This is a genomic window from Cyanobacteria bacterium FACHB-DQ100, from assembly GCA_014695195.1.
Classification (GTDB): Bacteria; Cyanobacteriota; Cyanobacteriia; order Leptolyngbyales; family Leptolyngbyaceae; genus Leptolyngbya.
This window is the reverse complement of sequence record JACJNW010000019.1, coordinates 187,699-204,082: the sequence shown is the minus strand read 5'-3', so window position 1 is coordinate 204,082 and position 16,384 is coordinate 187,699. Positions and strand designations below refer to the sequence as shown.

General features: G+C 49.5%; 14 protein-coding genes. 8 read left to right on the top strand and 6 right to left on the bottom strand.

Going from position 1 to position 16,384, the window contains the following annotated elements; all coding sequences use genetic code 11:
* Window positions 1-126 precede the first annotated feature (126 nt).
* The gene (locus tag H6F51_05905) at window positions 127-2,094 is read right to left on the bottom strand and encodes an amylo-alpha-1,6-glucosidase (protein MBD1822031.1); all 1,968 of its coding nucleotides are present in this window, start codon (window positions 2,092-2,094) and stop codon (window positions 127-129) included.
* 159 nt (window positions 2,095-2,253) lie between these two features.
* On the opposite strand from H6F51_05905, the gene H6F51_05900 reads away from it, so the two are divergent.
* From H6F51_05900 to H6F51_05890, 3 genes are all read left to right on the top strand, one after another.
* A complete protein-coding gene (locus H6F51_05900) occupies window positions 2,254-2,997 on the top strand; it encodes a sucrose-phosphate phosphatase (protein MBD1822030.1) in 744 nt (247 codons plus the stop codon).
* A 9-nt stretch (window positions 2,998-3,006) separates the two neighbouring features.
* The gene (gene ruvA / locus H6F51_05895; protein MBD1822029.1) at window positions 3,007-3,633 is read left to right on the top strand and encodes a Holliday junction branch migration protein RuvA; all 627 of its coding nucleotides are present in this window, start codon (window positions 3,007-3,009) and stop codon (window positions 3,631-3,633) included.
* 397 nt (window positions 3,634-4,030) lie between these two features.
* Window positions 4,031-5,389: a DUF3370 domain-containing protein gene (locus H6F51_05890; GenBank protein ID MBD1822028.1), complete on the top strand. Its 1,359-nt coding sequence runs from the start codon at window positions 4,031-4,033 to the stop codon at window positions 5,387-5,389.
* On the opposite strand, the gene rdgB is transcribed toward H6F51_05890, so the two are convergent.
* Complete coding sequence (gene rdgB / locus H6F51_05885; GenBank protein MBD1822027.1) at window positions 5,390-5,962, bottom strand: RdgB/HAM1 family non-canonical purine NTP pyrophosphatase; 573 nt, start codon at window positions 5,960-5,962, stop codon at window positions 5,390-5,392.
* Entirely contained in the window at window positions 5,959-6,651 is a 693-nt protein-coding gene (locus H6F51_05880) for a G-D-S-L family lipolytic protein (GenBank protein MBD1822026.1), read from the bottom strand. Before H6F51_05880 ends, rdgB begins: the two co-directional genes overlap by 4 nt.
* Before the next feature lie 154 nt (window positions 6,652-6,805).
* On the opposite strand from H6F51_05880, the gene H6F51_05875 reads away from it, so the two are divergent.
* From H6F51_05875 to H6F51_05865, 3 genes are read left to right on the top strand one after another with little or no spacing between them, the layout of a single operon-like run.
* Window positions 6,806-7,051: a DNA-directed RNA polymerase subunit omega gene (locus H6F51_05875; protein MBD1822025.1), complete on the top strand. Its 246-nt coding sequence runs from the start codon at window positions 6,806-6,808 to the stop codon at window positions 7,049-7,051.
* Between the two features lie 54 nt (window positions 7,052-7,105).
* Window positions 7,106-7,570 (top strand): hypothetical protein, encoded by a 465-nt coding sequence (locus tag H6F51_05870; protein ID MBD1822024.1) that lies wholly within the window; start codon window positions 7,106-7,108, stop codon window positions 7,568-7,570.
* Window positions 7,567-7,950: a DUF1818 family protein gene (locus H6F51_05865; GenBank protein ID MBD1822023.1), complete on the top strand. Its 384-nt coding sequence runs from the start codon at window positions 7,567-7,569 to the stop codon at window positions 7,948-7,950. Before H6F51_05870 ends, H6F51_05865 begins: the two co-directional genes overlap by 4 nt.
* Here the strand turns inward: H6F51_05865 and H6F51_05860 are convergent.
* The 3 genes from H6F51_05860 to H6F51_05850 all read right to left on the bottom strand — a co-directional run bounded on the left by H6F51_05860 (window position 7,947) and on the right by H6F51_05850 (window position 9,883).
* On the bottom strand, window positions 7,947-8,672 hold the full coding sequence (locus tag H6F51_05860) for an SDR family NAD(P)-dependent oxidoreductase (protein ID MBD1822022.1): 726 nt from the start codon (window positions 8,670-8,672) through the stop codon (window positions 7,947-7,949). The genes H6F51_05865 and H6F51_05860 overlap by 4 nt on opposite strands.
* A gap of 321 nt (window positions 8,673-8,993) precedes the next feature.
* On the bottom strand, window positions 8,994-9,269 hold the full coding sequence (locus H6F51_05855) for an NIL domain-containing protein (protein ID MBD1822021.1): 276 nt from the start codon (window positions 9,267-9,269) through the stop codon (window positions 8,994-8,996).
* Window positions 9,270-9,412: 143 nt separating this feature from the next.
* Window positions 9,413-9,883 carry a DUF4383 domain-containing protein gene (locus H6F51_05850; GenBank protein MBD1822020.1) on the bottom strand — a complete coding sequence of 157 codons (471 nt, stop codon included), beginning with the start codon at window positions 9,881-9,883 and terminating at the stop codon, window positions 9,413-9,415.
* A 250-nt stretch (window positions 9,884-10,133) separates the two neighbouring features.
* Between H6F51_05850 and gltB the strand changes: the two genes are divergently transcribed.
* Window positions 10,134-14,723, top strand: a complete 4,590-nt coding sequence (gene gltB / locus H6F51_05845) for a glutamate synthase large subunit (GenBank protein ID MBD1822019.1) — start codon at window positions 10,134-10,136, stop codon at window positions 14,721-14,723.
* A 124-nt stretch (window positions 14,724-14,847) separates the two neighbouring features.
* Window positions 14,848-16,326: a glutamate synthase small subunit gene (gene gltD / locus H6F51_05840; GenBank protein MBD1822018.1), complete on the top strand. Its 1,479-nt coding sequence runs from the start codon at window positions 14,848-14,850 to the stop codon at window positions 16,324-16,326.
* Window positions 16,327-16,384 lie beyond the last annotated feature (58 nt).

The following is a 16,384-nucleotide window of genomic DNA, read 5'->3' as shown; positions in this document are numbered from 1 at the left end:
TGTAGAGAGAATAACAATGTTTTCTGCTTCCTAACAAAGCAAAACATTGCTCAATACTTCAGATCATAGTCAGCCTAAAGCTAGATGATCAGGACTAGAAATATATGTTTATCCCAAAATATAGGTTTATCCGATCGTCATCCAAGCCCTAAGCACTTCTGCAACTGTCCAAGCCTGGGCAATACAGCCATGCGGCATCATCGGGGCATCGCCATCAAAAATCTCACTCAGGCTTCCCAATCCCTGAGCGCGGAGGTGATTTGCCATCGGTTCAAGAAATTCCCGCGCTTTGGTTGAGTCGCCATACACTCGATAATGCGCGATCGCATACGCCCCAATCAGCCACCCCCAAACCGTCCCTTGATGATAAGCGCCGTCACGATGCAGCGGGTCGCCTGCATAATGTCCGTGATAGTTTGGATGATGCGGATCGAGCGATCGCAACCCGTAAGAAGTGAGCAGCGATCGAGAACAGGCATCGACCACCCCTTTTTGCTGGTTTTGCGTTAAAGGACTTTCTGGCAGCGAGACGGCAAAAATCTGATTTGGACGCAGCGCTGCATCATTCCCGTTTTCGGTATCGAGAACATCGAAGCAGTAGCCCGTGTCAGGGTTCCAGAAGCGCTCAAAGCGGGCAAGCACTCGTTCTGCCATTGCATCGTATTCGCGGTAGGGTTTACCGATGCGACGGGCGAACTTTGCGATGATGCGAAGCGCGTTGTACCAGAGGGCATTAATCTCGATCGGCTTACCAATCCGAGGCGTAACGACCCAATCGCCGATTTTGGCATCCATCCAGGTGAGTTGCGTTCCGGGTTCTCCCGCATAGAGCAAACCATCTGCGGAATCTAGGTGAATGTTGTAGCGAGTACCGCGACAATGCCAGTCGATGATTTCTGTCAACATCGGAAATAAGTTTTCGATCACGTCATGGTCATCAGTTGCGTTGTAGTAATCGAAAATCGCAACGAAATACCATAAGGTCGCATCAACGGTATTGTATTCGGGAATGATTCCAGCATCAGGAAAGCGATTCGGAAGCATTCCTCGATCGACATACTGAGCGAACGTGTAGAGTATCGAGCGCGCAATTTCAACTCGCCCAGTCGCAAGCGTTAACCCTGACAGGCTAATCATTGTATCCCGTCCCCAATCGCTGAACCAGGGATAGCCTGCAATAATCGTTTTGCCGCTTGGAGGACGACTGACGATGAACTGATCCGCCGCCAGCACCAATTGGCGAATCCAAGCAGGAGAGGTTTCGACTTGCTTCACGCGATCGAGCCGCCAACAGTCGAATATTCGCTGCTCGTAGTTGCGCTGCGATCGCAAAGCAGTCTCGCCATCCAGATTCGGAGCCGTTTCGGTGCTCGTGACAAATGTGAGCGATTGACCCGGATATAGTGTGGCTTCAAACGTGGCGATGTGTAGGTGGTCTTCGAGATCACTGAGTCCTCTTGTCCGTTCGATCGCCAAATCAAATCCGTAATACCAATCGTGGGTTGGGGTGAGCGTTGCGCCCCGACAGAATAGATAAAAGGGTACTGCTTCGGGATGGGCAGAAACTTGTAAACCGTGTGCGATCGCTGCGGTTTCCATCCGCCAACCCTTACCGGAAGTATTGCCGTGATAATCCCGATAATTGATAAAAGCTTTGAACGTTAGCGTTAACGGTTGTGTTGCTCGGTGTAGCTGATAATGCACATAGGTTGTATTTTCTCCCTGCTGCATCCAGATGCGTTTTTCTAAAATTGCATCGCCGCAAGCATAGCGCCATACGGGAACTGTACCTTCAAGAAAAAATCGCTCAATCTGTTTATATCCCTGGGGTTTCACAGTGCGATCGACCCAGCGATTTGTGCTGAGTGGATAGATCTCTGTCCCGTATTGAACTGATTCTTCGAGCTTTGTGGTGAGCAAGGTGCGATCGAGCGGTGGGTTTAAGGCTGCGATCAAAAGTCCGTGATAGCGACGGGTCAGGAGTCCCGCGATCGTCCCAGAAGCAAATCCTCCAATTCCATTTGTGACGAGCCATTCTCGCGCTTCTGAGGTCGGCAAGATGCCACAAATTTCCCGCCCAAAATCAATCACCATAAAAATATCCCAGCCAGTCTCATGATTCTAAAAGACGGAAGCGATTAGGGTCGGATCTTGCTATAAGAAATTTGGATTTCCAATATGGGTCAATCTTGGGGATCAAGATATTCTTCTGATTTGACTCTAAACTCAAGCATGGCGTTTGGGAGATAGATTGTGACCCCGATCCTTTTTGTGACTGATTTAGACCATACTCTGGTGGGCGATGACTTCGCGCATGAGGAACTAAACGAATGGTTCCAACAAACACGATCAACCGGAAGTAAGATTGTCTATTCCACCGGTCGATCGCTGATTCGATACCAAGAACTTGCTGCCGAAGCCCCGCTGATCGAACCCGATTTATTAATCGCGTCGGTGGGCACAGCAATCTACTCGCGGCTAGATGGCGCGCCTGATTTAGAGTGGCAAAAAAAGCTCACGGTCGGATGGAATCGCGATCGAGTGATGGCTGTTACCGCCCATTTTTTAGATCTCGTACTGCAAGCCGAAACCGAACAGAGTGACTTTAAAGCGAGCTTCTTTTTGACTGAAGAAGCCGCGATCGAGCTTTTACCGCAGCTAGATTATCAACTCAAACAGCAGGAGCTAGATGTCCAACTGATTTACAGTAGTGGACGAGATTTAGATATCCTTCCACGTCACGCTAATAAGGGATCAGCCCTGACTTTCGTGCGACAGACTTTGGGATTTGCACCAGAGCAAACGATCGTCTGTGGCGATTCTGGGAATGATATTGCCTTGTTTGCGGTTGGATCAGAGCGTGGAATTATGGTGGGCAATGCACAACCAGAATTGCGGTCATGGCATCGCGATCATCCCGCTCCGCATCACTATTTGGCGAAGTCCTACTGTGCCGCTGGCATCCTCGAAGGGCTAGAATACTTCGGGTTTCGCTAGAATGAAGGCATGATTGGTTATCTCAAAGGCACGATCGCGGCAATTCAAAAAACAACAAACAATCGCGTCACCTTAACGCTTGAGGTGAATCAGGTTGGCTATGATGTGCAGGTTGTGCCGCGCTTACTACAGTCGCTTCCGTCTGAGGGCGAACAAGCCCAGATTTTTACTCACTTAAACATGCGCGAAGATCAAGTGACGCTGTTCGGGTTTGGCTCGGCAGCAGAGCGTGATTTGTTTCGGCAATTGGTTAGTGTGAGCGGCATTGGCCCACAGCTTGCGGTGGCACTGCTCGATACCTTAGGGCTGCAAGATTTGGTGCAGGCGATCGTGTCTGGCAATACTCGCTTGTTGTCGCGGACTCCGGGTGTGGGTGCAAAAACCGCAGAACGGATTGCTTTAGAACTGAAAACGAAGCTCTCGGAATGGCGACAACAGTCGGGAATTGTGGTGACTCCGGGTGCAGGCCCCGCCTCGAATATTCTCGAAGATGTGGAGATGACGCTGCTGGCATTGGGCTATACCGATCAAGAAATTACCCAAGCCCTGCAAGCGGTCGGGCAAAATACCGCCCTGTCAAAATCTGGGGATGCAGAAGCCTGGATTCGACAAGCGATCGCTTGGTTGAGTCAATAACGGAAGACGAGTTTTCTCGCTCCGGTTTAACCCCACGTGAGTTCGACACAAGTTCTTAGCTACGTTTGGATCTGCGGGTAGCCCCCTAAATCCCCCATTCTGGGGGACTTTGAAGGGAAGAGAATCTCTTGAGTTTGGAGAACCGCTTTTCTCTAAGTCCCACACTCGTGGGGGATTTAGGGGGCAAGAAGCCGACAAGAACGAAGCGAAAAAAACGTCGAACTCACGTTAACCTCGGTTCTATTCAGCCCAAAACCATCGCTTCAAAGATTTTGACGTGGGAAGAAACCAAAAGTTCTATGGTGGTGGGGATGAAACCGGGCTGTTGCGTTGAAGATCGCGCTTTTTCGGTATGATTGTCACCGCTCCCGATTTTGCTTTGGCTTATCTTTAGCTTATGTTGTCGCTTCTCTCTAGTTTGATTGTGTCGCAAGCTACTCCCTCACCCTCTCCACAGTCTCCCCGAACAATCGTGCAGCCGCAAGAAATGCGCGTTCTTCCCGGTGAACTCGATTCCGTGCTGGTGTTTAACAGTAACAGCCCTGAAGTGGTGCAAACTGAAGGGATTTTGCTATCAACTTTTCCACCAACTGGAAAGCAAGCTCCTGCGGCTCACCTCGATCAAGTCTTTTCGGGACGCTTTGACATTTTCGCGCATCACATTGCGAAACCTGTGACACCGACTGATTTGAGAACGCTTTATCTGGGAGTGATTGCGAACAATCCGGGCAGAGAGCCTGTGACGATCGACATTTTGCAAGCAGCAAGCCATCTCAGTCAGCCAGATGCCCCGTTTATCAAGCTTCCGACTGCGGTGGACAATAATGACGGTAAGGCGTTTTCAGGCCCTGGAAGTCGGGCTGTCGGTGAAGTGTTACGCGGACTGAGGCAAGATATCTTTCCGGCTCAGGTTGTGATTCCGCCGGGAGAGAGTCGGATGCTGTTGAATCTGCCGATTCCGGTTAAGCCGCTCACACCGCCGCTCAACGGTCGATCGACGTTGATGAGACTCCGCAGCACTGGAGCGGTTTATCTTGCCAGCTTGGGAATGTTTGCTAAGCAAAATCCGGACGGAACCGAACGCGAACCGAGTTTAGCGGAATGGGAAACGCTACTGGATACTGCAACTCTTTCAACGCCTCGCGACAAAGTACCCACCCCGATCGAGCAGACCACGGGAAATGTAATCTATGGACGAGTGGCAGGCGTTGGGGTTGGATCTCAATGGAACGGGCGGATTTTGGATCAAGGGCAAGATTTTCTCAGCACACCCGAACCCGGCAAAGGGATTTCATACGGTTTAGCGACTTTGAATCGCGGCACATTGGGCACAAACCAAAACCAGAGCGCAAAACTGATTCGGCGTTACCCGGACACGGCTTATCAAGCGCATGGAAACTACGCGATTCAGTACAGCCTCACGATGCCTTTGAAAAATACCACCGATCGAGCGCAAACCGTTGTGGTGACGGTTGAAACCCCGCTAAAACGCGAAGACACAAACCAAGGACTGCGCTTCTTGCAGCCTCCCGGACCGCAAATGAACTTTCGCGGAACGGTGCGACTGTTGTACAACGACGATCGCGGCTTACCTCGAACTCAATATGTCCACCTCGTACAACAACGAGGGCAGCAAGGCGACCCGCTGATTACGCTACAGATGAAACCGCAAGAACGGCGTTTAGTGCAGTTTGATTTCCTTTATCCGCCGGATGCAACTCCGCCGCAAGTTCTCACGGTAAAAACCTTGCCGTAGTTAGCTTAACGACTTCAACTGCGGTAATAGCTCTTGAAAAGCTCTTCCACGATGGCTAATTTCCTGCTTCATCTCTAGCGGCATTTCTGAAAAGGTCATGCCCTTTTCAGGAACGTAGAAGATCGGGTCATAGCCAAATCCACCTTCGCCGCGTGGAGCCGTAAGAATTTCACCCGGACAAATTCCTTCAGTTAGAAGCGCGATCGTGCCATCGGGTTTAGCAAGCGCGATCGCGCAGACGAACTGCGCTCGTCGATCGGAAATTCCCTCTAATTCTCCTAACAGCTTGCCGATTCGCGCTTGATCCGAGTCGGCATATCGGGCTGAGTAAATACCAGGTCTGCCATCAAGCGCAGCGACTTCTAAACCGGAATCATCTGCGATCGCCCAGTGTCCGGTTGCGATCGCGACTTGAGTGGCTTTCTGAGCGGCGTTTTCTCGGAAGGTCGCTCCGGTTTCTTCCATTTCTAAGTCGGGTGGCTTCAGGTGCAATTCCCAATTCAGCCCTGCTAAGTAAGGCTCAATTTCTTTGACTTTACCTGGATTCCCGGTCGCTACTACTAAAACTGTCATGGTTCAATCCACTGCCGAAACGCATCCCAATTGGAAATATCTTCTAATAATGCCTGATATCCGCTGACATTAGGGTGTAAGCCGTCTTCGGTGAATTGCTGCTTGCACCAGTCTAACCCCCGCGATCGCCAAATTTCCAAGAGATTCAGGTGCGGAATTTGACGTGCTTCACAGGTCGATCGGATCGCTTCGTTGTAGCGCATTTGATCGGCGTGATTGTAGTACATACAATCGAGGAACGGCATTTTTGCTTCATCGACCGGAATCATGCCAACGAAGAGAACCGGGCAGAGGCGCAGAGAGCGATCGAGCAAGTCTGCAATCTCGGTTTGGAACACTTCAAACGGCAGCACGTTTTTACCATCGGGCTTGCTTAACCGGGGAGAATCATTCACGCCGACTGACAGAATAATTAAGTCTGGAACCCGATTGCGTAACTCCCCCCGATGGCGAAACTCATCTTCGAGCCGTCGCGCCACATGGCGCACTCCATCGCCGCGCACTCCCAGATTGTACAGCGCGTGATTTGCCTCACCGGGACTCATCCAGCGTCGTCTGAGTCGCTCGACCCAACCGCCTCCAACTGGGTCGCCAAATCCATAGACGATGCTATCTCCGATCGCCAAAATTCGCAGCGAAGCTGTAGGAGAAACGGTTGAATGAGCCGAAGGAGAAACCAATATTTGCATGAAACTGTGCGAATGAGACAGGTCTGCGTTATTAATAGAGTCTGAGCTAACTCGGACTTTATCACTGTAGACGGATTTTCTCAAAACTTTACACAAGGTTTGGAAATCTGTCACGATCGAGCTTTCTGTCAGTCTTTATGGGAGAGAACAACTAATGGCAAAATCTGGCTCTTTACACAAGCGTCCTACGTTCGATACGGTTCAACTGATGCGCCGCGCTGATGATTTGATTGGCGCTGCTTCTAACCGCTATCGGATTACGGTTCAAGTTGCCAATCGGGCAAAACGTCGTCGTTTTGAAGACTTTGACAGTGGCGATGATCCGATGATGAAGCCAGTGATGCGGGCGATTATTGAGATGTCAGATGAACTGACGCAGCCCGAAATTATTGGAGAATAATCTATTGGGGCGAGAGAAGTGATCTTTAGCCCCAGTTTTTTAGCGAGTGAAGCGATGAAGCGATTTTTAATTCTGACAAGTGTGGTGGCGCTGTTGGTCTGGGCGAGTCCGGTTGTTGCTCAGACTATTGTTGCCCAAACCACGCCGACTCCCGGGCGGGTTCGGATTCAGGACGCGTGGCAGCAAGTGTACAAGGATGTCCCCGATTTGGCGCTGGAAAATCAGTATGTCAATCGCGAGACAGGCAAAGCCGATCCGAGCAATACGCTGGTCACTCGTTTGATTCGATATCACTACTTCATCAAGGGTCGTCCGGTTAGTTTTCGGCTCGACTGGAAATATACACTCGCAGATTATTTAGGCATCAATGATCCGATGCAGGCTGAATCGTATCCGGGGTCGGATAATTTGCGTAAGAATCCGTTTGAGAGCGATCGAGCCATTATCAAAAAGCTCAATCGCAAACAGCGCGACGCGCTGGTTCAAGCGTTGGTGAATGTGTTTACTCGTCAGCAATGAGTCGAATTCTTAAAACTGGGAACGGTTGGCGGTTGGGTTGGGATGCTGCGGCTCCTGAGTTTAAGGGCTTAGTCGGTGGAAATGATTGGGCGATCGAACTCACTGAAGATGAATGGAATGATTTTCGTCGTCTGAGCGACCAACTACATGAAGCCTTGCAGCAGATTGCTCAAGAACTGATGGACGAAGAACGGATTGCTTGTGAATTGGAGAGCGATCGCATTTGGCTTGAGGCTGAGGGTTTTCCCGATGCTTACAGTTTGCGCTTGATTGTGCAGACGGGGCGTAGAGCAGAAGGGTATTGGGAGAATGCTTTGGAGTTGCGGCAGGCATTGAACGCGTTGCCTTTAGGCACAGCAGAGCTAACCGGAGGCTTCTAAAAGGGTAGCTTTGTGCCATCCCAGGAAAAGAATTCGCCGCTATCGCTAGCTTGTAGCTCGTCGAGAACGGCTATCAGTTGTTGAACAGTTCGATCGACTGAAAATAGTTTTTCCGGTGGAACATTGCGCTGAAAGGGTTTCGATAGTCTGGTATCCGTTGTTCCAGGATGCAAGGTGACGACGATCGCGTTGGGACAGGTGCGCTTGAATTCGATCGCAGTGGTTCGCATGAACATATTTAAGGCAGCTTTCGAGGCGCGATATCCATACCAACCGCCGATTTGATTGTCTTCGATGCTTCCGACTTTAGCGGAAATGGTCGCAAGAATTGCGCGATCGCGATGTTTTAACAAGGGCTGGACGTGCTTTGCTAACACTGCGGCAGCAATACTATTGATTTGAAAGTATTTAAGTAATTGATCTGCATTGAGATGACGCAAGCTTTTCTCAGGCTGCATCGTGCCATCGTGCAGAACACCGACGCAGTTGATTACGTAGTGAAGTTCAGGTGTTTCTGATTTGATATGGGCGATCGCTTTCTCGATCTGAGTTTCATCAGTGAGATCAAGCGATAAGCGCTCTAAGTTGGGATGCTCAAGGTTGAAGAGGTCACATTCTGGACTGCGGTAAGTGGCGTAAACGCGATCAACTCGATTGAGAAACTGTCGCGCAAATTCTAGTCCGATTCCTTGACTCGCTCCCACAATTAGCGCTGTTGTCATCGTTGCAATTCTTTACAAACAAAAGTGTTTTGAGTATAGCATCGGAATTTGCAACACATGCCTGATCACTGCAGGGTTCTATGGTAATGATCGCGATCGCATTGATGCTCCAGCAAGACCTGGAGGATGTCTGAACAGTATAGATAGTTCCTTTGCTGCCTTGCGTTCCCGCCCTAAGTTTATTTCAGGGCGGGATGTGGCAATGAGGAAGACCGCTCAAACATCCTCGTTGGAGATCAGCACGATCGCGCCTAGCATTCGATTATTCGCAATTCGCTAATCCTTAACGATTCTGCTTGGGTTTACGGCTTATCGATCGACTCACCAGCCGTCTGATTCTTCGCCGCGCCACACTTCTAAATCGAGTTCATCGAGATAAGACAGCGCCGCTTGAATATTCACATGGCTGCCCTTGAGATCCAAATCAAACCAGCCATCTCCATTTGCGTTTGCGCCCAGAATTGCCGCAACAATATTCACCGTTAAATCATAGTGCGAGACTAACTGAGAAATCACAGGCTCTTGGTGGTAGTGCTTTGGAATGCGAAGGCGGACTCGCTGCGCCGTCGTGCGCTCATCATTCGTCGCGATCTGCATCTCTTTTCTCCAATTTACTTAAAGTCGATAGAATAACCGTAGATTTATTTTACCCGATCAACCCCGCCACAAAACCATAAAAAATCGGGACAACACTGAAGATCACTCAGATTGCCCCGATTTTACCGATGATAGATTAACTATTAGTGAGTAACCGAGTTATCAAGCTGAACTGCATTTTCTGGCGCTTTCGCTGCAATTTCCAGCAGTCCGGGCGAATCAATAAATCCAAAATAGAACGAGATAGCCGATACCGCTGCGTACAAAGCAGCATTGCTGCCAAACAGAGGCATGAAGCCAAAGAAAGTATTGGTCGGAGTTAGCGATCCGAGAATTGCCAGAATTGCAAACAACTCGAACAAGCCACGACCATAAAATCGCGCACCACCCAAACCCATCGAGCTAACTAAACCTAGAATACCAACGATCGCATATACAGTATTCAGAATAGGGTTGGTCGGGAACAGACCAAAAAGATAACCGAGTTGAATTTGAATTCCGTTGTGGACTTCCACAGCATTAATTGGATGTTGTAGCTGAGGAATGAATCCTAGAAGTGCTAATGCTAAGAAAAAAATGCCTGTAACAAAGGCGTAAAGTTGTCCGCGTTTCATGATATTTTTACCTGCTGAAAATCACCAATTTCGTGAATCAAATATTGAATTTAATTAACAGTAAACACAGACGATCGAAACTCCATCACGATAAAGAAAGAGACTTGAATATTCTCTTCTTCAGATCTGACGATTTCCTTAAGACCTTTGGGGTATTTCGGAAGTGTGTAAGAGAATTTCAAGAGAACTAGAGATATCTTCACCGGAACTCTAGCCGTCGCGCTCTCTGCCACTGAATAGGGTAATGATAATGACTAGATACGGACTGCCAGCGAAGCAGGGTTTGTATGATCCGCAGTTCGAGCATGATGCCTGCGGAGTCGGGTTTATTGTGCAGATGAAGGGAAAAGCGTCTCATGCGATCGTGCGGCAAGCGCTGACGATTTTGGCGAATTTGGAGCATCGAGGGGCTTGCGGTGCGGAAACGAACACGGGAGACGGAGCAGGCATTCTAATGCAGGTGCCGCATCGATTTTTTCAAAGAGTTGCAGCGGAGTTGAATATCGTTCTGCCGGATGCCGGACAGTACGGCGTTGCAATGATTTATTCGTCTCCCGATCGTGCTGCGCGTGAACAAGGTCGGCGGGTGTTTGAACAGACTGTGGCAGAAGAAGGACAAACGGTTCTAGGTTGGCGCGATGTACCGACGAACAATTCGACGCTGGGCGAAACCGCAAAGTCAAGCGAACCCTTTATGCAGCAAGCCTTTATCGGGCGTGCTGCTGATTTGACGGACGATCTAGCGTTTGAACGAAAGCTGTATGTGATTCGTAAGCGATCGCACAGTGCAATCCGGACTCCGGGTATCGATAGTTATTGGTATCCTGCCAGTATTTCTTGCCGAACGATCGTTTACAAAGGCATGTTAATGCCGTTGCAGGTCAGTGAATATTATCCGGATTTGAGCGATCCGGATGTCGAAAGTGCTTTAGGCTTGGTGCATTCCCGCTTTAGTACAAATACTTTTCCAAGCTGGGAGCGATCGCACCCTTACCGCTACATTGCTCACAATGGCGAAATCAACACCTTGCGCGGCAACATCAATTGGATGAATGCTCGACAAGCCTTGTTTGAATCCGAATTGTTTGGTGACGATTTAAGAAAAGCTCAGCCTGTTATTAACATTGATGGCAGTGATTCCACGATTTTTGATAATGCTTTAGAACTATTGATGTTATCGGGTCGATCGCTGCCTCATGCGGTGATGATGATGATTCCAGAACCCTGGACAGCGCATGAATCGATGAATTCGGAGCGCAAAGCGTTCTACAAATATCATTCTTGTTTGATGGAACCCTGGGATGGGCCGGCCTCGATCGCGTTTACTGATGGTCGGATGATGGGGGCGGTACTCGATCGCAATGGTTTGCGTCCGTCGCGCTACTATGTCACGAAAGATGATTTTGTGATCATGGCATCGGAAGCAGGTGTTCTACCTATTGCACCAGAGAATATTGCCCAGAAAGGACGCTTAGAGCCGGGACGAATGTTCTTGGTGGATATGGAGCAAGGGCGGATTGTTTCGGATGAAGAGATTAAGCAAGAGATTAGCACTGCTCATCCGTACCAAGAATGGTTAGATCAGCATATGGTCAGTCTGGCAGATTTCAAAGATGCACTAGAACTACCACAGACTGATCCCAACACAGTGATTCAGCGTCAACTCGCTTTTGGCTATACGTTTGAAGAGTTGCGATTGTTGCTGACCCCAATGGCGCGAGATGGTGTAGAAGCAACCGGAGCAATGGGAGCCGATACGCCGTTAGCCGTGCTTTCGGATCGACCGAAGCTGCTGTATGACTATTTCAAACAGTTGTTTGCTCAGGTGACAAATCCGCCGATCGATTCAATTCGCGAAGAAATCATTACCTCAGCAGAAACGACGATCGGATCAGAGCGCAACTTACTCAAGCCTGAACCCAAAAGCTGTCATTTGATCGAGCTAAAAACGCCAATTCTCAGCAATGAAGAGTTAGCAAAGCTTAAACACATCAATGAACAAGGGTTTAGATCGATCGTGCTACCGATCGTGTTTGATCCGAAATCTGGTGTGACTGGGTTAGAGCAAACGATCGTGGATCTGTGCAAGCAAGCCGACCAAGCGATTGAATCGGGTGTGAATATTTTGATTTTGAGCGATCGAAGTGTGAATGCTGAGCAAGCTCCGATTCCTGCACTTCTCGCTGTGTCTGGATTGCACCATCATTTGATCCGAGCAGGCACAAGAACAAAGGTCGGCTTAGTGCTTGAATCCGGTGAACCGCGTGAAGTTCATCACTTTGCTATGTTGATCGGTTATGGCTGCGGTGCAATCAATCCGTATCTGGCATTTGAAACGATCGGTTCAATGATTGCTCAAGGTTCAATGGTCGGCGTAGACTACAAAACCGCTTGTAAGAACTACATCAAAGCCATTACCAAAGGCGTGATCAAAGTTGCGTCTAAGATTGGGATTTCAACGATTCAAAGCTATCGAGGCGCACAAATCTTTGAAGCGATCGGCTTAAATCATTCGGTGATCGATCGATATTTCACTTGGACTGCTTCTCGTGTAGAAGGAGCTGATTTAGAAGTAATCACCAAAGAAGCATTGTTGCGTCATCATCATGCGTTTCCGGAGCGTCAAACGAACGGACACACGCTCGATGTCGGTGGCGAATATCAATGGCGCAAGGAAGGGGAAGCCCACCTATTCAGCCCCCAAACGATTCACACCTTACAAAAAGCCGTCCGCGAAGGCAGCTATGATCTGTTCAAACAATACGCAGCTTTAGTGAATGAACAGAACCAGCAGCACTTTACTTTACGCGGACTGCTTCAGTTCAAAGATCGTCAATCGATTCCACTTGAAGAAGTTGAACCGATCGAAGCGATTATGAGCCGCTTCAAAACAGGTGCCATGAGCTATGGATCGATTTCAAAAGAAGCGCACGAAGCTTTGGCGATCGCCATGAACCGCATCGGCGGTAAGTCCAACACTGGAGAAGGCGGCGAAGATCCCGATCGTTATACCTGGACAAACGATCGCGGTGATTCTAAGAACAGTGCGATCAAACAAGTGGCATCGGGTCGCTTTGGGGTCACAAGCTTGTATCTCTCTCAGGCAAAAGAACTCCAGATCAAGATGGCACAAGGCGCGAAACCCGGAGAAGGCGGACAGTTACCGGGCCGCAAGGTCTATCCCTGGATTGCGAAAGTTCGACATTCAACCCCAGGGGTCGGTTTGATTTCGCCACCTCCACACCATGACATCTATTCGATCGAAGATCTCGCCGAACTGATCCATGACCTGAAGAATGCGAACCGAGCAGCGCGAATCAGCGTCAAACTTGTTTCAGAAGTCGGAGTTGGAACGATTGCGGCGGGAGTCGCGAAAGCCCACGCCGATGTGGTGTTAATCTCTGGCTACGATGGCGGAACGGGAGCATCACCGCAAACTTCGATCAAACACGCAGGTTTACCTTGGGAGTTAGGGTTAGCTGAAACGCATCAAACATTAGTCTTGAACAATCTACGATCGCGCATCGTAGTTGAAACTGATGGACAGATGAAAACCGGACGCGATGTAGTGATGGCTGCATTACTCGGCGCAGAAGAGTTCGGATTTGCAACCGCACCACTGGTCACACTCGGCTGTATTATGATGCGCGTTTGTCACCTGAACACTTGTCCAGTTGGGATTGCAACTCAAGATCCACATCTGCGCGAGAGCTTCACAGGCGATCCCCAGTACACCGAAAACTTCATGAGGTTTATTGCTCAAGAAGTGCGGGAACTGATGGCACAACTTGGATTCCGCACGCTGAACGAAATGGTGGGACGCACTGATGTTTTAGAACCGAAACAAGCGATCGACCATTGGAAAGCAAAAGGCTTAGACTTCTCGAAGATTCTCTATCAGCCGAATGTTGATCCGGCGGTGGGATTGTACTGTCAGATTTCTCAAGATCACGGTTTAGAAAAATCGCTCGATATGACGGTGCTGTTGGATCTGTGCAAAGATGCGATCGAACAGGGTACACCCGTTAAAGCAACCTTGCCGATTCAGAACATCAATCGTGTGGTAGGAACAATCCTCGGTAACGAAATCACCAAACGGCACTGGAACGGACTTCCTGAAGATACAGTGCATCTCCACTTCAAAGGAAGTGCGGGACAAAGCTTTGGGGCATTCGTACCGAAAGGCGTGACGCTAGAACTCGAAGGAGATGCTAACGATTATGTAGGTAAAGGATTGAGCGGTGGAAAGATTGTTGTTTATCCGCCGATCGAATCAAGCTTCAATGCCTCAGAAAACATCATTGTGGGGAATGTTGCCTTCTATGGTGCAACCCAAGGGGAAGCTTACATTAGCGGCATTGCAGGTGAACGGTTCTGTGTTCGCAACTCTGGGGTCAAGACAGTCGTTGAAGGGGTCGGTGATCATGGCTGCGAATATATGACAGGCGGTACAGTGGTCGTGCTTGGAAAAACTGGACGCAACTTTGCAGCCGGAATGAGTGGCGGAACTGCTTACATCTATGATGAAGCGGGCGATTTTGCAACTCGGTGTAACACTCAAATGGTTGCAATAGAAGCATTTGACGATCCAGAAGACATTGCTATCGTGCGTCAAATGATTCAAAATCACGCAACGCTAACTCATAGCCACAAAGCCAAAGAACTGTTAGAGCAATGGGAGGAAGTACGATCGCGCTTTGTGAAGGTGATGCCGAGGGACTATAAGCGGGTTCTACAGGCGCTGAAACGGGCGGAACAATCGGGGCTGAGCGGCGATGATGCACTGACGGCTGTGTTTGAAGAAAATGCGCGGGATGTAGCGCGGGTTGGCGGGGGCTGATTGAGCCGCATTGGATACGGAGGATCGCATCGCCCGATCGGACAAACGCGATTTTGAATTGACATCGTAGAGACGCGATTAATCGCGTCTCTACCGAATTATGAAACACAATCATTCTTGAATTATGGGAAAACCAACTGGATTTATCGAATTTCTGCGTGAACTGCCCTCGGAACTTTCCCCGATCGATCGCACCCGCAACTGGGATGAGTTTCATTTGCCGATGCCCGAAGAGAATCTTCGCACTCAGGGCGCACGCTGTATGGATTGCGGCATTCCGTTCTGTCATACCGGAACCGTAATCAGCGGCATGGCAAGCGGTTGCCCGATCAACAATCTGATTCCTGAATGGAATGATCTGATCTATCGCGGACTGTGGAAAGAAGCGCTCGATCGCTTACACAAAACCAACAATTTCCCTGAATTCACGGGGCGAGTGTGTCCTGCTCCTTGTGAGGGTGCTTGTGTGTTAGGCATTCACAATCCGCCTGTGACGATTAAGAACATTGAATACTCGATCGCTGAAAAAGGCTGGAATGAAGGCTGGATCACTCCTGAGCCGCCACAAAAGCGCACCGGGAAAAAGATCGCGATCGTCGGTTCCGGCCCTGCCGGATTGTCTGCTGCGGCTCAATTGAACAAAGCAGGGCACTGGGTCACCGTGTTTGAACGGGCCGATCGTCCGGGTGGATTGCTGATGTACGGCATTCCTAACATGAAGCTCGACAAAGAAAACGTCGTGATGCGGCGATTGAACGTGCTCGAAGCCGAGGGCGTGAAATTTGTCTGCAATACAGAAATCGGTAAGGATGTAACGACTGAGGATCTGTTGAAAAACTTTGATGCGGTCGTATTGTGTACCGGAGCGACTAAGCCGCGTGACTTGTCGATCGAAGGTCGTCAACTGGGAGGTGTTCACTTTGCAATGGACTTTCTCACCGCAAACACTCAAGCGGTCTTAGACCAAGCTGATCCAGCACTTTCCGCCCAAGGAAAAGACGTGGTGATCATTGGCGGCGGTGATACCGGAACCGATTGTGTCGGGACTTCAATTCGGCATGGTTGTAATAGCGTGGTACAGCTAGAAATTCTGCCAAAGCCACCCGAAGAACGCGCTGCCAACAATCCTTGGCCCGAATATCCCAAAGTCTACAAAATGGACTACGGACAAGAAGAAGCTGCTGCAAAATTCGGCTCTGATCCGCGTGCTTATCTAAGAACCGCAACCCGATTTGAAGGCGATGAAAGCGGCAACGTCAAAGCCATTCATACCGTTGAGGTAGAGTGGGAGCGCAACGAGCAAGGACAATTCATTCCGAAGCACATTCCAGGAACTGAAAAGATCATTCCCGCGCAACTCGTTCTACTCGCAATGGGATTCTTAGGCCCTGAGCAACCGTTACTCGATGCAATGGGACTCGATCGCGATAGTCGCAGCAACATCAAATCCGAATACGGCAAATACACAACTACCATTCCGGGTGTGTTTGCTGCGGGAGATTGCCGACGCGGACAAAGCCTAGTCGTCTGGGCATTTAACGAAGGTCGAGGAGCCGCACGAGAATGCGATCGCTATCTCATGGGCGAAACTGATTTGCCTTAATCAAAAAGCCAGAGGTGAAGTTTCACGTCTGGCTTTTCAAATGCTCTAACATCACCCG

What these genes read in the sequence shown, in the direction of transcription:
- H6F51_05875 (MBD1822025.1), top strand. Translation starts at nt 6,806, where the DNA reads ATGGCAAAATCTGGCTCTTTACACAAGCGTCCTACGTTCGATACGGTT.
- gltB (MBD1822019.1), top strand. Translation starts at nt 10,134, where the DNA reads ATGACTAGATACGGACTGCCAGCGAAGCAGGGTTTGTATGATCCGCAG.
- H6F51_05860 (MBD1822022.1), bottom strand. Translation starts at nt 8,672, where the DNA reads ATGACAACAGCGCTAATTGTGGGAGCGAGTCAAGGAATCGGACTAGAA.
- H6F51_05880 (MBD1822026.1), bottom strand. Translation starts at nt 6,651, where the DNA reads ATGCAAATATTGGTTTCTCCTTCGGCTCATTCAACCGTTTCTCCTACA.
- H6F51_05905 (MBD1822031.1), bottom strand. Translation starts at nt 2,094, where the DNA reads ATGGTGATTGATTTTGGGCGGGAAATTTGTGGCATCTTGCCGACCTCA.
- H6F51_05855 (MBD1822021.1), bottom strand. Translation starts at nt 9,269, where the DNA reads ATGCAGATCGCGACGAATGATGAGCGCACGACGGCGCAGCGAGTCCGC.
- H6F51_05870 (MBD1822024.1), top strand. Translation starts at nt 7,106, where the DNA reads ATGAAGCGATTTTTAATTCTGACAAGTGTGGTGGCGCTGTTGGTCTGG.
- H6F51_05865 (MBD1822023.1), top strand. Translation starts at nt 7,567, where the DNA reads ATGAGTCGAATTCTTAAAACTGGGAACGGTTGGCGGTTGGGTTGGGAT.
- gltD (MBD1822018.1), top strand. Translation starts at nt 14,848, where the DNA reads ATGGGAAAACCAACTGGATTTATCGAATTTCTGCGTGAACTGCCCTCG.
- H6F51_05890 (MBD1822028.1), top strand. Translation starts at nt 4,031, where the DNA reads ATGTTGTCGCTTCTCTCTAGTTTGATTGTGTCGCAAGCTACTCCCTCA.
- H6F51_05850 (MBD1822020.1), bottom strand. Translation starts at nt 9,883, where the DNA reads ATGAAACGCGGACAACTTTACGCCTTTGTTACAGGCATTTTTTTCTTA.
- rdgB (MBD1822027.1), bottom strand. Translation starts at nt 5,962, where the DNA reads ATGACAGTTTTAGTAGTAGCGACCGGGAATCCAGGTAAAGTCAAAGAA.
- ruvA (MBD1822029.1), top strand. Translation starts at nt 3,007, where the DNA reads ATGATTGGTTATCTCAAAGGCACGATCGCGGCAATTCAAAAAACAACA.